19 protein-coding genes are annotated in these 18,538 nt (G+C 41.1%); 6 read left to right on the top strand and 13 right to left on the bottom strand.

Annotated elements, in window-relative coordinates:
• Positions 1 to 45 precede the first annotated feature (45 nt).
• Positions 46 to 1,728: a glycoside hydrolase family 13 protein gene (locus M4I42_RS04895; RefSeq protein ID WP_268851123.1), complete on the bottom strand. Its 1,683-nt coding sequence runs from the start codon at positions 1,726 to 1,728 to the stop codon at positions 46 to 48.
• Positions 1,729 to 1,868: 140 nt separating this feature from the next.
• Here M4I42_RS04895 and M4I42_RS04890 point away from each other — a divergent pair, with 140 nt between their 5' ends.
• A complete protein-coding gene (locus M4I42_RS04890; protein WP_268851122.1) occupies positions 1,869 to 2,309 on the top strand; it encodes a disulfide formation protein C in 441 nt (146 codons plus the stop codon).
• Positions 2,306 to 2,776 carry a thioredoxin family protein gene (locus M4I42_RS04885; RefSeq protein WP_268851121.1) on the top strand — a complete coding sequence of 157 codons (471 nt, stop codon included), beginning with the start codon at positions 2,306 to 2,308 and terminating at the stop codon, positions 2,774 to 2,776. Before M4I42_RS04890 ends, M4I42_RS04885 begins: the two co-directional genes overlap by 4 nt.
• Before the next feature lie 56 nt (positions 2,777 to 2,832).
• Here M4I42_RS04885 and M4I42_RS04880 read toward each other — a convergent pair whose 3' ends face one another.
• The gene (locus M4I42_RS04880) at positions 2,833 to 3,216 is read right to left on the bottom strand and encodes a DUF5365 family protein (protein ID WP_328284588.1); all 384 of its coding nucleotides are present in this window, start codon (positions 3,214 to 3,216) and stop codon (positions 2,833 to 2,835) included.
• A gap of 122 nt (positions 3,217 to 3,338) precedes the next feature.
• On the opposite strand from M4I42_RS04880, the gene M4I42_RS04875 reads away from it, so the two are divergent.
• On the top strand, positions 3,339 to 4,244 hold the full coding sequence (locus M4I42_RS04875; protein WP_268851119.1) for an RluA family pseudouridine synthase: 906 nt from the start codon (positions 3,339 to 3,341) through the stop codon (positions 4,242 to 4,244).
• Between the two features lie 81 nt (positions 4,245 to 4,325).
• Here the strand turns inward: M4I42_RS04875 and M4I42_RS04870 are convergent, their stop codons facing one another.
• The 8 genes from M4I42_RS04870 to M4I42_RS04835 all read right to left on the bottom strand — a co-directional run bounded on the left by M4I42_RS04870 (position 4,326) and on the right by M4I42_RS04835 (position 12,530).
• Positions 4,326 to 5,669, bottom strand: coding sequence for a hemolysin family protein (locus M4I42_RS04870; protein WP_268851118.1), 1,344 nt, complete (start codon positions 5,667 to 5,669; stop codon positions 4,326 to 4,328).
• A gap of 59 nt (positions 5,670 to 5,728) precedes the next feature.
• The gene (locus M4I42_RS04865; RefSeq protein ID WP_268851117.1) at positions 5,729 to 6,415 is read right to left on the bottom strand and encodes a zinc metallopeptidase; all 687 of its coding nucleotides are present in this window, start codon (positions 6,413 to 6,415) and stop codon (positions 5,729 to 5,731) included.
• Positions 6,416 to 6,612: 197 nt separating this feature from the next.
• A complete protein-coding gene (locus M4I42_RS04860) occupies positions 6,613 to 7,443 on the bottom strand; it encodes an aldo/keto reductase (RefSeq protein WP_268851116.1) in 831 nt (276 codons plus the stop codon).
• 118 nt (positions 7,444 to 7,561) lie between these two features.
• The gene (gene bacA, locus M4I42_RS04855) at positions 7,562 to 8,356 is read right to left on the bottom strand and encodes an undecaprenyl-diphosphate phosphatase (RefSeq protein WP_268851174.1); all 795 of its coding nucleotides are present in this window, start codon (positions 8,354 to 8,356) and stop codon (positions 7,562 to 7,564) included.
• Between the two features lie 191 nt (positions 8,357 to 8,547).
• Positions 8,548 to 9,159, bottom strand: coding sequence for an NAD(P)H:quinone oxidoreductase (gene wrbA / locus M4I42_RS04850; protein ID WP_268851115.1), 612 nt, complete (start codon positions 9,157 to 9,159; stop codon positions 8,548 to 8,550).
• 42 nt (positions 9,160 to 9,201) lie between these two features.
• On the bottom strand, positions 9,202 to 9,906 hold the full coding sequence (locus tag M4I42_RS04845) for a pirin family protein (protein ID WP_268851114.1): 705 nt from the start codon (positions 9,904 to 9,906) through the stop codon (positions 9,202 to 9,204).
• A 155-nt stretch (positions 9,907 to 10,061) separates the two neighbouring features.
• Positions 10,062 to 11,327 (bottom strand): dicarboxylate/amino acid:cation symporter, encoded by a 1,266-nt coding sequence (locus M4I42_RS04840; protein WP_268851113.1) that lies wholly within the window; start codon positions 11,325 to 11,327, stop codon positions 10,062 to 10,064.
• Between the two features lie 165 nt (positions 11,328 to 11,492).
• A complete protein-coding gene (locus tag M4I42_RS04835) occupies positions 11,493 to 12,530 on the bottom strand; it encodes a TRAP transporter substrate-binding protein (RefSeq protein WP_268851112.1) in 1,038 nt (345 codons plus the stop codon).
• A gap of 103 nt (positions 12,531 to 12,633) precedes the next feature.
• Between M4I42_RS04835 and M4I42_RS04830 the strand changes: the two genes are divergently transcribed.
• The 3 genes from M4I42_RS04830 (at position 12,634) to M4I42_RS04820 (ending at position 15,695) form a co-directional block, all read left to right on the top strand.
• On the top strand, positions 12,634 to 14,211 hold the full coding sequence (locus M4I42_RS04830; protein ID WP_268851111.1) for an ATP-binding protein: 1,578 nt from the start codon (positions 12,634 to 12,636) through the stop codon (positions 14,209 to 14,211).
• Between the two features lie 16 nt (positions 14,212 to 14,227).
• Positions 14,228 to 14,899, top strand: a complete 672-nt coding sequence (locus M4I42_RS04825; RefSeq protein ID WP_268851110.1) for a response regulator — start codon at positions 14,228 to 14,230, stop codon at positions 14,897 to 14,899.
• 103 nt (positions 14,900 to 15,002) lie between these two features.
• Positions 15,003 to 15,695 (top strand): hypothetical protein, encoded by a 693-nt coding sequence (locus M4I42_RS04820; protein WP_268851109.1) that lies wholly within the window; start codon positions 15,003 to 15,005, stop codon positions 15,693 to 15,695.
• Between the two features lie 210 nt (positions 15,696 to 15,905).
• On the opposite strand, the gene M4I42_RS04815 is transcribed toward M4I42_RS04820, so the two are convergent.
• The 3 genes from M4I42_RS04815 to M4I42_RS04805 all read right to left on the bottom strand — a co-directional run bounded on the left by M4I42_RS04815 (position 15,906) and on the right by M4I42_RS04805 (position 18,395).
• Positions 15,906 to 16,784 carry an IS982 family transposase gene (locus M4I42_RS04815; RefSeq protein ID WP_268851108.1) on the bottom strand — a complete coding sequence of 293 codons (879 nt, stop codon included), beginning with the start codon at positions 16,782 to 16,784 and terminating at the stop codon, positions 15,906 to 15,908.
• 84 nt (positions 16,785 to 16,868) lie between these two features.
• The gene (locus tag M4I42_RS04810; protein ID WP_268851107.1) at positions 16,869 to 17,609 is read right to left on the bottom strand and encodes a S8 family serine peptidase; all 741 of its coding nucleotides are present in this window, start codon (positions 17,607 to 17,609) and stop codon (positions 16,869 to 16,871) included.
• An 18-nt stretch (positions 17,610 to 17,627) separates the two neighbouring features.
• Entirely contained in the window at positions 17,628 to 18,395 is a 768-nt protein-coding gene (locus M4I42_RS04805; RefSeq protein WP_268851106.1) for a hypothetical protein, read from the bottom strand.
• Between the last annotated feature and the right edge of the window lie 143 nt (positions 18,396 to 18,538).

Here is an 18,538-nt window from a genome sequence, read left to right as displayed (position 1 = left end):
AAAATAAAAACGGACGACTTCTCGCTGAAATCGCCCGATGAACGTTTATTGCAATTTGTATACACGCGCTTCCCACGGCCGTAAGCGAATTTCGTAGAGATCTTCTTTCTCGTCGACATCGTAGTTGCTAATGAGCAATTGTTTTGCCGAATATGTAATGTGTTCCGGCAGCCGGAAAATCGGCGTTTCACTCGAAAAATTTGTGATGACAACGAGCTTTTCTTTACCAAGCGTACGCGTATACGCGTAAATCAATGGATCGTCTTCTAAAATTAAATCGTACGTACCGTACACAATAATATCGTGTTGTTTGCGAAGTTGAATGAGCTTTTTATAATAATGGAAAACAGAGTTGGGATCTTCCATCGCCACTTTAGCGTTTATTTCTTTATAATTCGGGTTCACTTGAATCCACGGCGTTCCCGTTGTAAATCCTGCATGTTCGCTATCGTCCCATTGCATCGGAGTACGAGCGTTATCGCGACCTTTATAATAAATTTTTTCCATAATCGTTTTTGGGTCTTCGCCATTTTCCACGATCCGTTCGTTATACATATTAAGCGTTTCAATATCACGATAATCGTCAACCGACGGGAAACGAACATTGGTCATCCCCAGTTCTTCCCCTTGATAAATGTACGGCGTTCCTTGCATCATATGCAAAAATGTTCCAAGCATTTTTGCCGACTCGACGCGATACGTTCCGTCATCGCCAAAACGCGATACCGCTCGCGGCTGGTCATGGTTGTTTAAATAAAGGCTGTTCCATCCTTTCCCTTCTAACTCTTTTTGCCATTTGGTCATCGTCTTTTTCAAATCGGCTAGCGTCCATGGCCGAATATCCCATTTTCCACCTGGTCCTGAATCAAGGTCGACATGTTCAAATTGAAATACCATATTTAGTTCATGGCGCTCAGGATCGGTGTATAAAATCCCTTCTGCCGGTGTCACGCCCGGCGTTTCGCCAACGGTCATCACGTCGTACTTCGATAACACTTCCCGATTCATTTCTTGCAAAAATTCATGGACGCGTGGTCCATTCATAAAATATCGGCCGCCCCACGCGTACTTTTTCCCTGTTTGTACTTCTCCGTCTGGCAATCCCGGCACTTTTGAAATCATGTTAATAACATCCATTCGGAACCCGTCGACACCTTTATCAAGCCAAAATTTCATCATATCGTACACTTCACGGCGCACGTTCGGATTCTCCCAGTTTAAATCCGGCTGCTTTTTCGAAAATAGATGCAAATAATATTCACCTGTCGCTTCATCGTACTCCCATGCCGAGCCGCTAAAATGGGACTCCCAGTTATTTGGCTCTCTCCCCTCTTTTCCAGGGCGCCAAATATAGTAATCGCGATACGGGTTGTCTTTTGATTTTCGCGATTCAATAAACCATGGGTGTTCGTCTGATGTGTGGTTGACGACTAAATCCATCACTAGCTTAATGCCGCGGTTATGCATTTCTGCGATCATTTCTTCCCAATCAGCCATCGTACCAAACTCGTCCATAATGCCGCGGTAGTCGCTAATGTCATACCCGTTGTCATCGTTGGGCGACTGATACACAGGCGACAACCATACAACATCCACGCCAAGTTCTTTTAAATAGTCAAGCTTCGAAATAATGCCGCGAAGATCGCCGATTCCGTCACCATTAGAATCTTTAAAGCTGCGCGGATAAATTTGGTACACCACCGCTTCTTTCCACCACTTGCGTTCCATGCCCTCACTCCTATCTTTATGTATGAAAACGATTTCACATTTATAATTTTACTACAAATTGCCGCCAATGACTACAAATTTTACAACTCCCTTCGCCTCAACTATAATGAATTTTATAGAAAAGGTGGGGAGAATTTCGTATGCATCGGAAAGAAAACATGTTAGAAAATTGGCTGATCGCTGCATGGGGCGTTTCGTTGATCGCCACACTCGGAAGCCTCTATTTTTCCGAAGTGATGAAGTTTATCCCGTGCGATCTTTGCTGGTTCCAGCGCATCTTTATGTACCCGCAAGTCATTCTTTTAGGATTGGCGGCAATCCGCAAAGAGTATGGCATCGCCCGCTATAGTTTGGCGCTATCGGTCATCGGTGGAACGATTTCACTGTATCATTATTTGATTCAAAAAGTTCCGTTTTTCCAAGACCATGCGATCGTATGCGGCCGCATTCCGTGCACAGGCGATTACATTAACTGGCTCGGGTTTATTACCATTCCGTTTTTGGCGCTGACATCCTTTATCATCATTAGCGTATTAAGCATGCTCATGATTCGGACGTGGAAAGAAGGGAAAGTACATTGAAAAAAATTCTTATTTTTGGCACCGTCATCATTGCTTTATTTATCACCATTTCATGGATCACATCTTACCAGCAAAAAGAAAAAGCGCAAAACAATCCGTATAAAAAGGTGGAACTGAATCCGGCGACCGTCGCCCAACTAGATGACCCTAACTATCAAAATATCATTTTGCCGGATGAACTGGCGAAAAAGCTGGCAAATCATGAAACGGTAACAGTATATTTTTACAGTCCTACTTGCCCTCACTGCCATAAAACAACACCGATTGTCGTTCCAATGGCGAAAAAAATGGGCATTGATTTAAAACTGTTCAACTTGCTTGAGTTTGAAGACGGCTGGGACACTTATCATATCGACGGAACCCCGACGATCGTCCATTTTGAGAAAGGAAAAGAAATCAAACGGATTGACGGCTATCACGAAGAAAATGTCTTCCGTGACTGGTTTGAGTCCATTAAGAAAAGATGAGGCGACTGCCAGTAACGATTTAAGTATGCAAAAAGGGCTCACATTCAGAGCCCTTTTTACATGATCCAATCAGTCGCCGGCGGTGAGTACATGCTGAAAATAAACGGACGTTTCTCGCGGAATTGATCAATCGTAAACGGAAAAGCAATGCCATACTGTTCTAAGAGGCGGACATTCCGCTCAAACAGATGGCGGTATTCTTCGTTCAGCCCATTTGCTTCTATACACTCGATGATCGTTAATAACGATTGTAACGAAGAAATCATTTGAAACGCTTCTCTCATCGTGCCATTATAACGGTCTAACGATACGGAAAGAACGTTTAACTGTTCAAACTCACGAATTTGTTCGTCATCAAAATAACAGGGAAACACATGGCTATAAAACTGTTGAATTAACCCTTCTACATATTCTTCCTGTTCTCTCGTCGCTGCATTCATCACTCTCAATGCTACATACCACCTTTTTGTCCTATTGCCACACATATGATACTATGAGTTTATCATAGAGAACAAATCATTAGCGGTAGAAAGTATTTCCACTATCACAAAGGAGAGAAACGATGCTTACGGTTCGAAAAGGAGAATGGATTGAATTTGCGGGCGTTTCTGCGTGGTGCGGGCAAACGCTTGAGTCTTTTTTGAAAGAAACGTGGGGCGCGCCGAAAAAGTGGATACACCAGCTTCGCATGGAAAAAGGCGTAAAAGTGAACGGAGAAACCGTTTCATGGCAGACCGTCCTGCAAAAAAGGGATCGCTTGCAATTATGGCTGTACAAACCTGAAGCGTCCGACATCGAGCCGGAATATCAGGAACTTGATATTTTATGGGAAGATGAACATGTATTCGTCATTAATAAAAAAGCAGGGGTGGACGTGCACCCGACTGCTCCGAACGAAACAGGTACGTTAGCCAATGCGGTGGCGTTCTATCTACAGTCAGACGGGATTTTCACGAAAGTACGCCACGTTCACCGCCTCGACCGAGATACATCTGGCGCGATTTTATTTGCCAAACATGCTTTATCCGCTGCGATGCTCGACCGTTTGCTTGAAAAAAGGCAAATCAAACGAACATATATCGCACTTGTTCACGGCATCATCAAAAAAACAAACGGAACGATCCATGCTCCGATCGGTCGTGACCGTCACCATCCAACGAGAAGAAGGGTGTCCAAAACAGGAGACGATGCCATTACCCACTATCGCGTGCTTGAAACGTTCGCAAACTCACAAACGTCGCTCGTCGAGTTGACATTAGATACAGGACGCACGCATCAAATTCGCGTGCATATGAGCTACATCGGCCACCCTCTGGTCGGAGATGTGCTATACGGTGGAAGCGGAGAATTCCATCGTCAAGCGCTCCATGCGATAAAATTGTCCTTTCCGCATCCGTTTACAAACGAAATAATTACATGTATCGCTCCATGCACGGATGGGATCTTCCCGTCCACTTTGTATCAGTAAAAAAACAAGGCAGCCTCTCATCGCTGCCTTGTTCGATCTCAATAGTCAACTCCTAAAATTACGAGTGTCCGAGCGCTTGGTTCAATGAACTTGTGCCTCTTCATCTTCTGCAAGCATTTCATTTTCTGCTTCAGGTTCTTTTTTTGTTACTTCGATCGTTTTTACATGGTGTCCATCCATTTCAAGCACTTTCAATGAATAGCCATCGATGTCTACACAATCTCCTACTTTAATATCGTAATGCTCAGTTAAAATCCATCCCCCAATCGTATCGACATCGGTATCATCGATGGATAATCCAAACAAATCATTCACTTCGCTAATGAGAACCTTACCGTCGATGATCGTATGCGTATCGTCGATTTTTTGGATCATCGGCGTTTCATCGACATCAAATTCGTCCTGAATTTCGCCTACGATTTCTTCTAAAATATCCTCGACTGTGACAAGCCCTGACGTACCGCCATATTCGTCCACTAAAATGGCCATATGAATCCGCTCTTTTTGCATTTTGACAAGCAAATCGTGGATCGCTATCGATTCGATGACCTGAATAATTGGACGGATGTAATCTCTTAACTCCTTTGCCTCTGATGGATTTGTCACAAGATCCGTAAATATTTCTTTCACGTTCACTAGGCCAAGAACATGGTCTTTATCGCCATCAATCACAGGATAGCGCGTATATTTTTCTTCCTTAATAATGTCAAGGTATTCCTTTACGGAATGATGAATATCGAGGGCTACAATTTCTTTGCGCGGCACCATAATCTCTTTCGCCACCCGATCATCAAAGCGGAAAATGTTGTTCACATATTTATATTCGGACTGGTTAATTTCCCCGCTTTTATAACTTTCTGATAAAATTAAGCGCAACTCTTCCTCCGAATGGGCGAGTTCATGTTCAGAGGCCGGCTTTAGTCCGAACACACTTGTAACGATGCGCGCAGATGTATTGAGCGTCCAAATAAACGGGTACATGACTTTATAAAATAAAATCAACGGTTGCGCCGTCAATAATGTAATGGCTTCGGCTTTTTGAATGGCAAGCGTCTTCGGTGCCAATTCCCCGACAACAACGTGTAAAAACGTGATGCTCGCAAAAGCGATCGTAAATGACAACACGTTAGCAAGAGACGGCGATACATGAAACCGCTCAAATAAAGGCAGCAATATTCTTTCGACTGTCGGTTCCCCTAGCCACCCTAATCCTAAAGATGTAATCGTAATCCCTAGCTGATTGGCTGACAAATATTCATCTAGATTGGAAATGACTTTTTTCGCTGCGATCGCCCGCTTATTTCCTTCGCTAATCAATTGATCAATTCTTGAAGCGCGCACTTTGACAATGGCAAATTCAGACGCCACGAAAAAGCCTGTGATCGCAATTAATAACGCTACCATCAATAAACTAAATATGTCCAATTGGTTTCCACACACGTTATTCGCGCGCGGATCACACCTCCTACGAGACGGATTGTATTTTAATCTTCATCACTGCTTTGAGTAAAAATGAGGATATATTTTAGCAATTCCAACACGGAAATCAAGGCGGCAGCGACGTACGTTAACGCAGCAGCCCCAAGCACTTTATTGACACCACGCTCTTCTCCAGGATAAATGATTCCTTCCGCCAACATAAACTTTTTCGCTCTTGAACTTGCGTTAAACTCAACCGGAAGCGTAATGAGCTGAAAAGCAACCGCAAATGAAAAGAAAATAATGCCAAGTCCAAGAAGCGAGAACTGTTGGAATAAAAATCCTGCTAACAACAAAAACGGTGCCACTCCAGATGTGAAATTGACAACTGGAAACATGCGATGACGAAGCACTAATGCTCCATATGACTGCTTATGTTGCACCGCATGACCGACTTCATGAGCCGCGACCGAAATCGCCGCGATTGACCGACCATAATAGACCGGCTCAGACAAGCGGACGGTGCGCGAAACCGGATCATAGTGGTCCGTTAATCTTCCCGGCACCACTTCAACAGGTACATGGTAAAGCCCGTTGCGATCTAAAATCATTCTTGCCACTTCTGCACCTGTTAAGCCAGAAGAAGCTGGTACCTCTGACCATTTTTGAAAATTGCCTGATACTTTAAACTGCGCCCATAAAGAAATCCCAAACGCAATGATAATTAAAAAATCCATTGGATGAAAAAACATTCATAAACCCTCCGTTAATTTTCGTATAACATACTTTAGAATATGTTTATACTAATAGTTATTTTACTGTACAACTCCTTTTCCCGTCAAACAAAGCCCTCTTTAATCTTTAGTATGCAAAAAACGAATACATATACAAATTCCTTTTTATTGCAAAAAAAGAGGCCCCAACTTATTTGAAGCCTCTTTTTGCTTATTTAGAAATCAAAATTATCTGGGTCTGGGCCGATTCGCTGATCTTTATTTAACGAATCGATCGCTTTCATTTCCTCTGCCGTCAGCTCAAAATCGAAAACATCCGCATTTTCTTTAATCCGATGAGGAGTTACAGATTTTGGAATAGTCACGACTTCATGTTGCAAATCCCAGCGAAGGATCACTTGTGCCGGCGTTTTGCCGTATTTTTTGCCGATTTCCACTAACACCGGTTCGTTGAGCAGTTCGCCTCCGCGCATGAGCGGCGACCACGCTTCTAATTGAATGTCATGTTCCTTGCAAAATACATGAAGCGCTTTTTGCGTCAGGCGCGGATGGTATTCGACTTGGTTTACCATCGGCTTAATTTCGCAATCCGCCATAATATCTTCTAAGTGGTGAATTTGGAAATTGCTCACGCCAATCGCGCGGACTCGGCCGTCTTTATACAGCTTTTCGAGCGCTTTATACGTTTCTTTATACTTCCCTTTGACAGGCCAATGCACTAAATATAAATCGACATAATCCATTCCTAGTTTTTGCAAACTTGCTTCAAACGCTTTTAATGTCGTGTCGTATCCTTGATCCGAGTTCCATACTTTTGTCGTAATAAACAATTCTTCCCGCGGCACTCCGGATTCTTTAATCGCTCGGCCGACCCCTTCTTCATTTTGGTAAAACGCCGCTGTATCAATATGGCGATAGCCTACTTCAATCGCCGTTTTCACCGCTTGAACGACTTCTTCACCTTCTTGTACTTTATATACACCTAATCCAAGCCACGGCATTTTCACACCGTTATGTAATGTGGCAGCATCTTTTAAGCTTTTCATTCGCTCTCCTCCTCCCAAATTTGTATATTTTTATTATCGCTCTTCTTCATTCTAAAAAGCAAAAAATACGTCTTGAGAATTCAAAAAATAAAAAAGGAGACGAACAATCGCCTCCTTGCTAGAACAAAATCAAGCTGTACAACGCCGCAATGACAAACCGATAAATCGCAAATGGCGTCAATTTGACTTTTGAAACAAAACGCAGGAAAAATTTAATCGCCAAAAGTGCAACTAAAAATGCTGTAACAAAGCCAATTGCAAAAATAGGAACATCGTGTGCTGATAAAGATGAATAACTTTTTAACAAGTCCAATCCGCTTGCCGCTACCATCATCGGTACAGCAACAATAAACGAAAACTCCGCTGCTGTTTTCCGGTCTGTTCCAACGAGCAATCCTCCAGAAATGGTTGATCCTGACCGAGAGAAACCAGGCCATAGTGCCAAACATTGAAAGACACCGATGCTAAACGCTTGTTTATAAGAAAGCGTATCGAGACTTGTTGCGGTAATAGTCGACCGTTTCTTTTCCGCAAAAATCATTAACAAACCGCCGGCAACAAGACCAATTAATACCGTGTACGGGGAAAATAAATATGTTTTAATGGCATCATGCAAAATAAGCCCTAATACAATTGCCGGAAGCATCGCTAAAATGATATGGAAAAGATTTAAGCTCTTTTCTTCCTTATTTTCTTTCATAAGTCCAAAAAGATTGAAAAATCGTTTCCAGTACACAACGACAACGGCCAAAATCGAACCGAGCTGAATAAAAATTTCAAACGTTTTCGCTTGCTCTCCTTTAAAATTGATTAGTTCCCCTGTCAAAATTAAATGACCTGTCGAAGATACTGGAAGAAACTCAGTTAATCCTTCTACCATTCCCATAATGATAGCTGAGATATAATGCCACAACATCGCTACACCTCGATCATTTTTACTTTATCCGTACTTTGTTACAGTACAACAATAGAAATTGTTCCGTCAATATCGTTTTCTAAATACCGATATCATTGAACCATATACCTATGAAGAACAGCTAACAAAAAGTTAAAAAATTTCTCATAAAAAAAGATGAGGAACTATTCTCCCCATCTTTTCAATCTTTATTGTTGTCCGTTTTTCACCCATTGCGCTACTTGGATGGTACGTTTCGCTTGATGTTTAACAGCCGCTTCGGCATTCTCGAGAATGTTGCCGTTTTGGTCAACCGTGACGCTCGTGCCGTATGGATTTCCTCCGCCAGCAAAAATCGATGAATCTGTATAGCCAGGTGCAGCCACAATAGCACCCCAATGGTACATCGTTGTATATAATTGTAAAATTGTTTGCTCTTGACCGCCATGAGGGTTTTGCGCGCTAGCCATCGCACTGACGACTTTATTGACTAATTTTCCTTGGAACCAAAGCCCTCCTGTCGTATCTAAAAACTGCTTTAATTGGGAAGGCACGTTTCCGAAGCGTGTCGGCACGCTGAAAATGATCGCATCGGCCCATTCTAAATCGTTTAATGTCACCGTTGGAACATCTTTTGTCGCTTCCAGATGCGCTTTCCATGCTGGATTTGATTCGATCGCTTCTTGCGGCGCAAGTTCAGGTACTTTTAAGACTCTGACTTCTGCCCCTGCTTCTTTTGCTGCTTCTTCCGCCCATTTTGCTAATTTGTAGTTTGTGCCTGTCGAGCTGTAATAAATAATCGCTAAATTCACATTTGCCATTTTCATTCTCCCCTTTTGAAAAGTTTATGAATACTCACTGATCTAAGGAAGATCAATGAGCATCAAACGTGTGTCAGCATCGGCGGCTATTTTTAATTGAGGCGTTTCGGTTATTCTTGCCGAATCCCGTTTATATAGTTTGACCTCATCGTTTACTGTTAATTCCCCTTCAATGATAAAAAGGAAAATGCGCCGGCCGCTCTCTTGCGTGAATACGATTTCTTTTCCAGCTTCTAAATTCGATAAATAAATCGTTAAATCTTGATGGATGTGTGCAATGTTGGGCGACTGTGGATTTTTTGTCACTACAGGCAACAATTGATTTTTTAATTTGCTTATATCAAAGTCGGTTCTTTCATAGGATGGGGCAAGTCCATGCCTCTCAGGTAAAAACCATAATTGCAAAAGATTTACATCTTCTGTTGCTGACGGGTTCACTTCAGAATGAACTATTCCGGTTCCTGCTGACATCCGCTGAATGCCGCCGAACGTCGTAATCGCTTCATTTCCTAAGCTGTCTTGATGTTTTAACTGTCCGCTAAGCACGATCGAAACAATTTCCATTTCTTGATGTGGATGCGCCCCAAATCCGCGCAGCGGTTTAATCACATCATCGTTCAACACGCGCAAAGGGCCAAAATTCATATTGTTCGGATCAAAATATTCAGCAAACGAAAAACTAAAATACGTATCTAACCAGCCATGATTGGCGTGATACCGCTCATTGGCGGGATATACTCGAATCAATAAATCCACATCCTTCCATTACACAGAAATCTTGAATTCAAGATAATAGCTTATAATTCATTAATTTTTAATTCAAGATTTATTATATAAAAACATGATGTCATTGTCAACCATTCATTCTTTTAATAAAAAATGGACAGCTATACGAGCTGCCCTTATTTCGCTACTGTCATATTCGTTTGTTGCAATGTTGATTCTGCTGTAGGATGAAACTCGTTTTCCATTTTCGAAACAACGACCGTTGCGACACCGTTTCCAATCAAATTCGTAATCGCACGCGCTTCCGACATAAAGCGATCGACACCGAGAAGGAGCGCGATTCCCTCGACTGGAATCATCGGGAATGCCGCCAATGTTGCGGCTAATGTAATAAATCCAGAACCTGTTACTCCGGCTGCCCCTTTTGATGTTAACATTAACACCCCGAGCAACGTAAGTTCTTGCCATATCGTCAAGTCAATGCCGTATGCCTGGGCGATAAACATCGCTGCCATCGAGAGATAAATTGATGTCCCGTCCAAATTGAACGAATATCCTGTCGGGATCACAAGGCCGACAACGGATTTAGAGCACCCGTATTTTTCGAGTTTCTCCATCATTTTTGGCAGCGCTGACTCTGATGAAGACGTTCCTAATACAAGCAAAATTTCGTCTTTAATATAAGCTATAAATTTAAAAATGCTGAATCCATAAAATTTGGCAATTGCCCCTAACACAACAACGATAAATAAAAACATCGTCGTATAAACAGAACCCATTAATTTTCCAAGCGCTACTAAAGATCCTAATCCAAACGTTCCAATCGTATAAGCCATCGCGCCGAAAGCAGCGATCGGAGATACTTTCATCACCATATTTACAATACCAAAGAAAATATCGGTTAATCTTTCAAACAACGACACAACTGGTTTCGCTTTTTCCCCTAACGCAGCAGTCGCCAATCCAAATAACACGGCAAAGAACAGAATCGGCAGCAATTCCCCTTTCGCCATTGCTCCAACGACATTATCCGGGATGATGCCGAGCAAAAATTCAATCGCACCATGGTTGGCAGCCTCTGCTTGCTGCGTATATTGCGAAATGTCACCGCCTTTTACTGCGGCTGTATTAAATCCTTCGCCTGGTTTCACAAGATTCACCACAATAATCCCAATCGCTAAAGCAAACGTGGTGACGATTTCAAAATAAATAAGCGCTTTGCCTCCAATCCGTCCTACCTTTTTTAAGTCTCCCATATTTCCAATACCGATTACAACCGTAAAGAAAATGATTGGGGCAATGACCATTTTAATTAACTTAATAAAACCATCTGCCAACACTTTTAATTGCGTTCCAAATTCGGGAAACGAAAAACCTACAATAATCCCTAAAATAATACCGGTAATGACTTGAACAGTTAAATTTTTAAACGTGATTCTCATTTCTCTTTCTCCCCCTTTATTTTGATAACGCTTTCAAATTAATAACCCCTTTGCTGATTCCATGTTAACGAATCTTTAAAAAAATATGAACATTACGTTAATATTGGTCGTTTTGTTCATTTTGGTCTCAACATTTAAAAAGATAAAAAAGCTGAGCGTTTTTTTTCACTCAGCTTCTTTCATTTGACGCAAAAGTTCGCTTCCGAATTCCCGTTCAAACTCTTTATATAAAGGGGCAAATTTTTGTTTCCATGTTTCTCGTTCCTTTTTCGTTAATTCGTAAATGTGCATTCGTTTATTTTGTTTCATTTGCGCCAATTCTTCCTCGTTTTGCAGCTTTGACTGTTTTAAGTTCCAAATCGTCGTTTCCTGTATCGCTTCCATTATTTTTTCTTGAATGTCTTTTGGTAAACGATACCAAAACGCTTTGTTGACCATCACAGCATAACCGAGATATCCGTGATTGCTGATCGTCAAATACGATTGAAACTGATAAAATCCTTTTGAATAAATATTGGAGATCGTGTTTTCTTGTCCGTCGAATTTATGCTTTTCTAACGACTCGTACACACGATTAAAGGGAACAACGACCGGTGTTGCACCTAAAAGCTGAAACTGTTTTTCAATCACTTCGCTCGGCATCACCCGAATTTTTAAACCGGAAAAATCGGACGGCTCCACAAGAAGATGACGATTGCTCGTCATTTGCTTAAATCCATTCCCCCATAGAGCCAATCCTTTGATTCCCTTTTCTTCTAACATCGCTAATAACTTTTTTCCAACCTCCCCTGTAAACACTTTCTCCACATCGCTATAGTTTTCAAAAATAAACGGCAAATCAAGTACTTGCCACTCTGGAATCAGCTGCGTCACTTTTGACACCGAGGGAGCAATCATTTGCACATCTCCGCGCAACAGCGCATCGATTTCCTCTTCATCTGAGTACAACGACCCGTTTGAAAACACCTCCACTTTGACGCGCCCATTTGTCTTTTCTTCCACCAGTTGAGCAAATTTCTGGGCCGCCAATCCTTTCGGTGTATTTTCCGCCACGACATGGCTAAAATAAATGACAATTTGTTTATTTAATCCTTTCTGCTCATCGTCATACACGATCGGTTCCGACGATTGTTTTTGCATCATAAACATGACTGCACCTGCTAAAACGACCAATAAAATTCCAATGACCCATTGTTTGTTCATATCCCCACACCACTTGATTGTTGATTTGAGAAAATTCTAACATACAACAAAAGAAATGATAAAATATATGTTAATGAACCATTGTCCAAAGAGGTAGGAATGGATGAAACGATTATCGATTCGTTGGAAAATTACGGCCCTTATTTTCTTTATCGTGAGTTTTTCGTTGCTTCTTGGCGGTACCATTGTCGTTGGAAACTTTGTTCACACAAAAGAAGAAGAATTACGGCAGCGCGCGCTATTGACAGCGCGCACCGTTTCCGAGCTTTCAGAAATCAAACAGAAAATAAACGGAACGAAAAAGGAACGAAATACGATTAATATTATTGTAGAGAGATTGCGTATTATTCATGGTGCAACGTATATCATCGTTCTCGACATGCATAAAATTCGTCTTTCCCATCCTGTGAAAGAAATGATCGGAAAGCGTTCAAAAGGAGAAGATGAAGGTCCTGCCTTCGCAGAGCATACTTATACGTCAAAAGCACGTGGAGAAATGGGGATCGTCATTCGCGCATTTGTTCCAGTGATGAATGCTCAGCACGAACAAATTGGCGTTGTGATTGCTGCCTATCAGTTACCGAGCTTTATTCAAGTGCTGTTATCATTAAAAACAGAAATTCTCGTCACCACTAGCCTTTCGTTATTATTTGGGGGCTTAGGAGCGTGGATGTTGGCTTCGCATATTAAACGGCAAATGTTTCAGCTTGAACCGCATGAAATCGCCAAACTACTTGTTGAACGAACAGAAACGTTTAACGCCATGCATGAAGGGGTCATTGCCATCGATACGGACGAGCGTATTACGATTTTTAACGATAAAGCAAAAAAAATGCTTGGAATTCACGAAGATGTGGTCGGCCAACCAATTCGATCTGTTCTTCCCGACACGCACTTACCTGAAATTTTGCAAATTAATCAACCTATTTATAACAAAGAACTACAGATTCGAAACCTAAACATTTTGAGCAATCGAATCCCGATTAAAGTAGATGGGCAAACCGTCGGTGCAGTAGCTATTTTCCAAGATCAAACAGAAGTGAAAAAACTAGCCGAAGAACTTACAGGTGTAAAAGCGTTCGTAAGCGCTTTGCGCGTCCAAAACCATGAATACATGAATAAGCTGCATACGATCGCTGGACTCATCCAACTCGGCCATAAAGAAAAAGCGCTCGAATATGTATTTAAAGTGACGGAAGAGCAAGCACAACTGACGAGATTTTTAAGCAAAAACATTAAAGACGAAAGCATTTCTGGCCTTCTTTTAAGCAAAATTAGCCGTGGAAAAGAACTGGGAATTCAAGTGATCATTGACCGGCATAGCCAGCTAAAAAAATTTCCACCTCATTTGGACCATCACGATTTTGTTGTGATTCTTGGAAACTTAATTGAAAATGCATTCGATTCCTTTCAAACGGTTGTTGATCGAAACAAAGAAGTGTACATCAGCATTGAGCAAAACGATGAAATTTTATCTCTTTCTGTGGAAGATAACGGATGCGGCATTGACGAACAACATAAAGCGCACATTTTTGATGAAGGTTTTTCAACGAAAGGAACAAATGATCGCGGCATTGGCCTATATTTAATCAAACAAATTGTCGAGAAAGGGAAAGGTCAGATTCGTGTAGAGTCCGTGAAAGGAAAAGGAACGATTTTTACGATTACATTCGACATGTGAGAAAAGGGGATAGAGAATGTACAAAGTGCTGTTAATCGAAGACGATCCGATGGTGCAAGAAGTGAATCGGCAATTTATTGAACAAGTGCCACAGTTTCATGTAATCGGCATCGCGGCAAACGGAATTCAAGGAATCGAAATGATTCGCGAGCTTCATCCTGACTTAGTCATTATTGATATTTACATGCCCCATCAAGACGGACTCGAAACGCTACAGCAAATCCGAACAGAAGGGCATGCGGTTGATGTGATCGCCATTACGGCCGCAAGCGATATGGAAACAGTAAGGCGCGTATTGCAAAACGGTGCGTTTGACTATATTATGAAGCCATTTAAATTTGAAAGGTTAAAACAAGCGCTCGAAAATTACCACGCATTTCGTCAAACGTTAAAAATGAAAGAAAAGTTCACACAAAAAGAACTAGACGCACTTTTACAACCAAATGAAGTAGAAATGCGCCCCGAACTCCCTAAAGGACTAAACGATATTACATTACAAAAAGTTATTCACTATCTTCAACAACAAGCAAAACCTGTTTCCGCAGAAGAAGTGGCAGAAGGCATCGGCATTGCAAGAGTCACTGCACGCCGCTATTTGGAGTATTTAGAAAAGAAACAAAAAGTGCAGATTGATATTCAATATGGCGGTGTCGGACGACCTGTGAACCGTTATATCATGCGACCATAATTTTACGAGAGCGCTATATTTTGATAATATAGATGTAACATTTCTTTTCTCATCTCGACTAATAGTACAGACACCTTTTGTCATAAACCAAGGAGGTTTTCCAATGAAACCGTTATACAAAACATTGGCTGTTTCTTTATTAGGATTGTCGCTTCTATCCGGATGCGGCGCGACACAAGAAGTCGAAAAAACAGTGCCAAACAAGCAAACTGGAGAGCAAAACAGCAAGCAAGAGAAAGAAAAACAGACAGCCAAACAAGCGCAAAGCAAAAAAATTCGTTTGTTAGAAAAGAAATTATCTTATACCCGAAACGGAAAAACGTATGAAGAAATGGCGTATTTAAAAACAAGCGAAAACCAATCTTTTTCTCTTTATGTATTAGAAGGATGGGAATTAGAAGCGGAAGAACCGAACGCAGATGTTCTTTTAAAAGATGATTCGTTCGTCCGAATCAGCCTTATTCATCCGGACGGCGGAGAGATGGATTATGAAAAAACGGTGGAAGATCAAGCAAAAGCAGTTTCGGCCGATGCGGTTCGCCAAAATACTGACAATCTGCAAGGACCGCTTGACGGAGCGGTTTGGTATAAAGCCTACACAAACGACACAGCCGTCAATGTCATCTGGATCAAAGGAAACGTGCCGATGATTGTCAACATTCAAACACCGCGCAACCAAGAAGTACTTGAACCTATTTTCGCGATGCTCTCTACAGTGGAAAAAACAGAAGTGACAAAACCAAATGAAAGCTTAGACAATCCGAACGAACCGACAAGCTCTTCTAATAAACAATAAAGAAAAACGCAAAGTGCCCCCAATTTCGCCTGAAGGCAGCCCGCGTCCTGCGGGCAACGGCGAAATGTCGCCATCCTTGGCTCCGTGAAGATCGCACAAGCCCAGAGATCATCCCAAGCAAAGCTAGCTGACTACGACAGAAAAGCTAGAAATAGAGCCTTCCTAACTGTTTTTTATTATATAAATACAACCCGTGGTGCTAGTTGAGCGCTAGCGCTCAACTAGCCCGAGTGTTACAAGCGAATACACCAACAATATGCCATCTAGTGCCACTTCAAACCCTGAAATCGAATGAGCACGAATTTCTGTGATACGATACTGGTCGACGAGGACAGAGAACACCGTTTCAATGACTTTCCGTTTTTGTTTGAGCCATTTCTCCCATGATTCAGATGGGCGGTGTTTCTGATTTTTGCGAGATGGAGTCCAAAAAGCGATTTGGTACGCTTCATACAACTTTTTTTGCCATTCGCTACTGATGAATCCTTTGTCACCCAAATGAAAGGGATGAGGAATTTGAGTCATGACTGTTTCAGCTGCGGTTCGATCGTGACAGGACGCCTCCGTTACCACGTACCCCATCGGCAGTCCTTGGTCGGTCACTTGAAGATGGAGCTTAAATCCATAGTACCACTGCTTTTTCGACGCACAAAGCCCGATGTCCGCGATTCCTTGAAATCGTTTGACACGGTACATTCTTGCGGCATGGCACAACTCGAGCGGCATACTGTCTACGACCGCATAGGCGTGGTGTTGCCCACGTTTGGCTAGCTCATGGCGAATCCATTGGATCGCAAAGCGCAGCGCTCGACAACGACGATTGTAGCGAGAACGTTCGAGAAAATGTCCATCCGTAAACAAGTTCCCAGTCACAAAGCGATGCCATTCCCGTTCGGAAGAGAAGCCAAGCAGCTTCCCTAAAAGATGAATAGCAATGATCACCGTGTCTTCTTGTTTCGCTAAATGACGATTGCGACGTTGCAAATACATTTGAATCGATGGCAGTTGAGCAGAAACAAAGAAAAAAATGGCTGCATATTGTTTTTGAATCTTTGCTTGATCTGTAGTAAAATGAAAGTGCTCTTGCATAGGGATTCTCCTTTCGAATGTTGGATCGCACTTTCATTCTACAGGAGATCCACAAGCAAGGGCTATTTTTATGCTTACTCGATTTTATCTAGCACCACGGGTTTTTGAATAGATTTTCCCTTTAGTATTCAACATCCCTACGCTAATAACTTCGGGATATGATCCCGGATAGACATTATCGGTATCACCCGGATATTTAATATTTCCAGAAGAAGCAATTACAATGATGTTATTTTCAACAGCTTTTTTTATTGCTTCGTGTAATTGAGGATTGTCTTTTGGAAATTCTAAACTAATGTTAATGATGTCCACCTTTTGTTCTATCGCCCAATTAATACCTTTAATGAGATTTTCAAATTTTACGTTTCCGTTTTCATCGGCAACTCTGGCAATATACAAATCAGATTCGGGGGCAATCCCTAGTAAATTATAATTATTTTTACGTGCCCCGATAATACCGGCAATCTTTGTGCCATGACCATTTTCGTCATCAAACTCATCTTTCTTTTCACTAATAAAATTTATACCTTTTACATAAACAAGATCCTTGTTTGTTTTATCAATACCTGTATCAAGTATAGCTATTTTTACACCTTTACCATAAATATTCTTTCTATACCATTGATGTAGGGAGTTTTTAATTTCTTGTTCTACAATCTCTGGTTGATCTACGGTTTTTAAAGTGTTTTCTGAGTGGTTTTGATGGTTCATATGACTTTCATGATTATGGTTCGTAGCAGTTGTAGTATGATTATGACTGGAACATCCAGCAAATAAAACAAAACTAAGAATAAAGATCAGTGCTGTAATGCTAATCTTTTTCATTTTCCTTTCTTCCTAACTTTATGGAATCTGTTGCCACCATGAATGTTCATGCCAATATTTACTATGACCAATAAGCGGTGAACAATTTCGAACATAGGCTTTGCAGTATCGTAAATCAGGATCCATTTTACCTAGAGTGGAATCAGCAGCACAAATAGCAAATGCTACTATTGCCTTATAACAATCCGAAGTTATAAAGTTTTTATATCCCCAACCATTATCATCCAAACAATATGGCCATCCTCCACCTGATATTATTCCATCTTGTTTGTCTTTAGAATGATCTACATAAATTAAGGATTTAGGCCACTTCATTTCAAGCTCTTTTTTGAGTTTCTTAACAATCTCATGATCGCCCTTACCCAAAGAATCAAAAGATTCTACAAGAAGGGTAAGTTCCTGTTTATACATATAAACACCATCTTTTATTCTTTGCATATCCTCTTCACTAATGCCGAAATCTTCTGCACTTGCATTTAGGATTTCATCCATCGTGTAAAACTTTTCTTTATTTTCCTTAGCTTGTTCAATTTTTTGTGCTAATTCTGATTTCAGTTTCTTTTGCTTTTCAAACATGTCGTTAGTAAATCGAGGATCTTTAGTTGTTTTGTTTTCATCATGCATGTTCATCGAATCATACATTTCAATCATGGCTTTTGCAATTTTTTTGTACTCTTCTTTTTTAGCCTCCCCTATGTTGTCGTGTGAGTCCGCACGAGCATACAGTGGACTAATAAAAACAAAAAGAAGTGCGAACACACTTACTATTTTTAGGACTTTGTTCATAGATAAATACCCCCTTTTTTTGATTTTGATACCAAATTACCATAAATATTACAAACAATCAATACATTAATATTACAAACAATCAATACATTTACATAATTTACTCTGTATTCTAATACAAGATTGTGGTAATTTTTTATTAA

Origin of the sequence: Anoxybacillus sp. J5B_2022 (assembly GCF_026847645.1) — a bacterium.
In the GTDB taxonomy this organism is placed as follows: Bacteria; Bacillota; Bacilli; order Bacillales; family Anoxybacillaceae; genus Anoxybacteroides.
Note: the sequence above shows the minus strand (reverse complement) of the source record. Positions and strands in the feature narration are given on the sequence as shown.

Bases quoted from the DNA above. Each gene is read 5' to 3' on its own strand.
- M4I42_RS04860 (WP_268851116.1), bottom strand. From the start codon at position 7,443: ATGAAAAGCTTAAAAGATGCTGCCACATTACATAACGGTGTGAAAATG.
- M4I42_RS04830 (WP_268851111.1), top strand. From the start codon at position 12,634: ATGAAACGATTATCGATTCGTTGGAAAATTACGGCCCTTATTTTCTTT.
- M4I42_RS04815 (WP_268851108.1), bottom strand. From the start codon at position 16,784: ATGCAAGAGCACTTTCATTTTACTACAGATCAAGCAAAGATTCAAAAA.
- M4I42_RS04810 (WP_268851107.1), bottom strand. From the start codon at position 17,609: ATGAAAAAGATTAGCATTACAGCACTGATCTTTATTCTTAGTTTTGTT.
- M4I42_RS04865 (WP_268851117.1), bottom strand. From the start codon at position 6,415: ATGTTTTTTCATCCAATGGATTTTTTAATTATCATTGCGTTTGGGATT.
- M4I42_RS04840 (WP_268851113.1), bottom strand. From the start codon at position 11,327: ATGAGAATCACGTTTAAAAATTTAACTGTTCAAGTCATTACCGGTATT.
- M4I42_RS04875 (WP_268851119.1), top strand. From the start codon at position 3,339: ATGCTTACGGTTCGAAAAGGAGAATGGATTGAATTTGCGGGCGTTTCT.
- M4I42_RS04835 (WP_268851112.1), bottom strand. From the start codon at position 12,530: ATGAACAAACAATGGGTCATTGGAATTTTATTGGTCGTTTTAGCAGGT.
- M4I42_RS04820 (WP_268851109.1), top strand. From the start codon at position 15,003: ATGAAACCGTTATACAAAACATTGGCTGTTTCTTTATTAGGATTGTCG.
- wrbA (WP_268851115.1), bottom strand. From the start codon at position 9,159: ATGGCAAATGTGAATTTAGCGATTATTTATTACAGCTCGACAGGCACA.
- M4I42_RS04895 (WP_268851123.1), bottom strand. From the start codon at position 1,728: ATGGAACGCAAGTGGTGGAAAGAAGCGGTGGTGTACCAAATTTATCCG.
- M4I42_RS04890 (WP_268851122.1), top strand. From the start codon at position 1,869: ATGCATCGGAAAGAAAACATGTTAGAAAATTGGCTGATCGCTGCATGG.
- M4I42_RS04805 (WP_268851106.1), bottom strand. From the start codon at position 18,395: ATGAACAAAGTCCTAAAAATAGTAAGTGTGTTCGCACTTCTTTTTGTT.
- M4I42_RS04880 (WP_328284588.1), bottom strand. From the start codon at position 3,216: ATGAATGCAGCGACGAGAGAACAGGAAGAATATGTAGAAGGGTTAATT.
- M4I42_RS04825 (WP_268851110.1), top strand. From the start codon at position 14,228: ATGTACAAAGTGCTGTTAATCGAAGACGATCCGATGGTGCAAGAAGTG.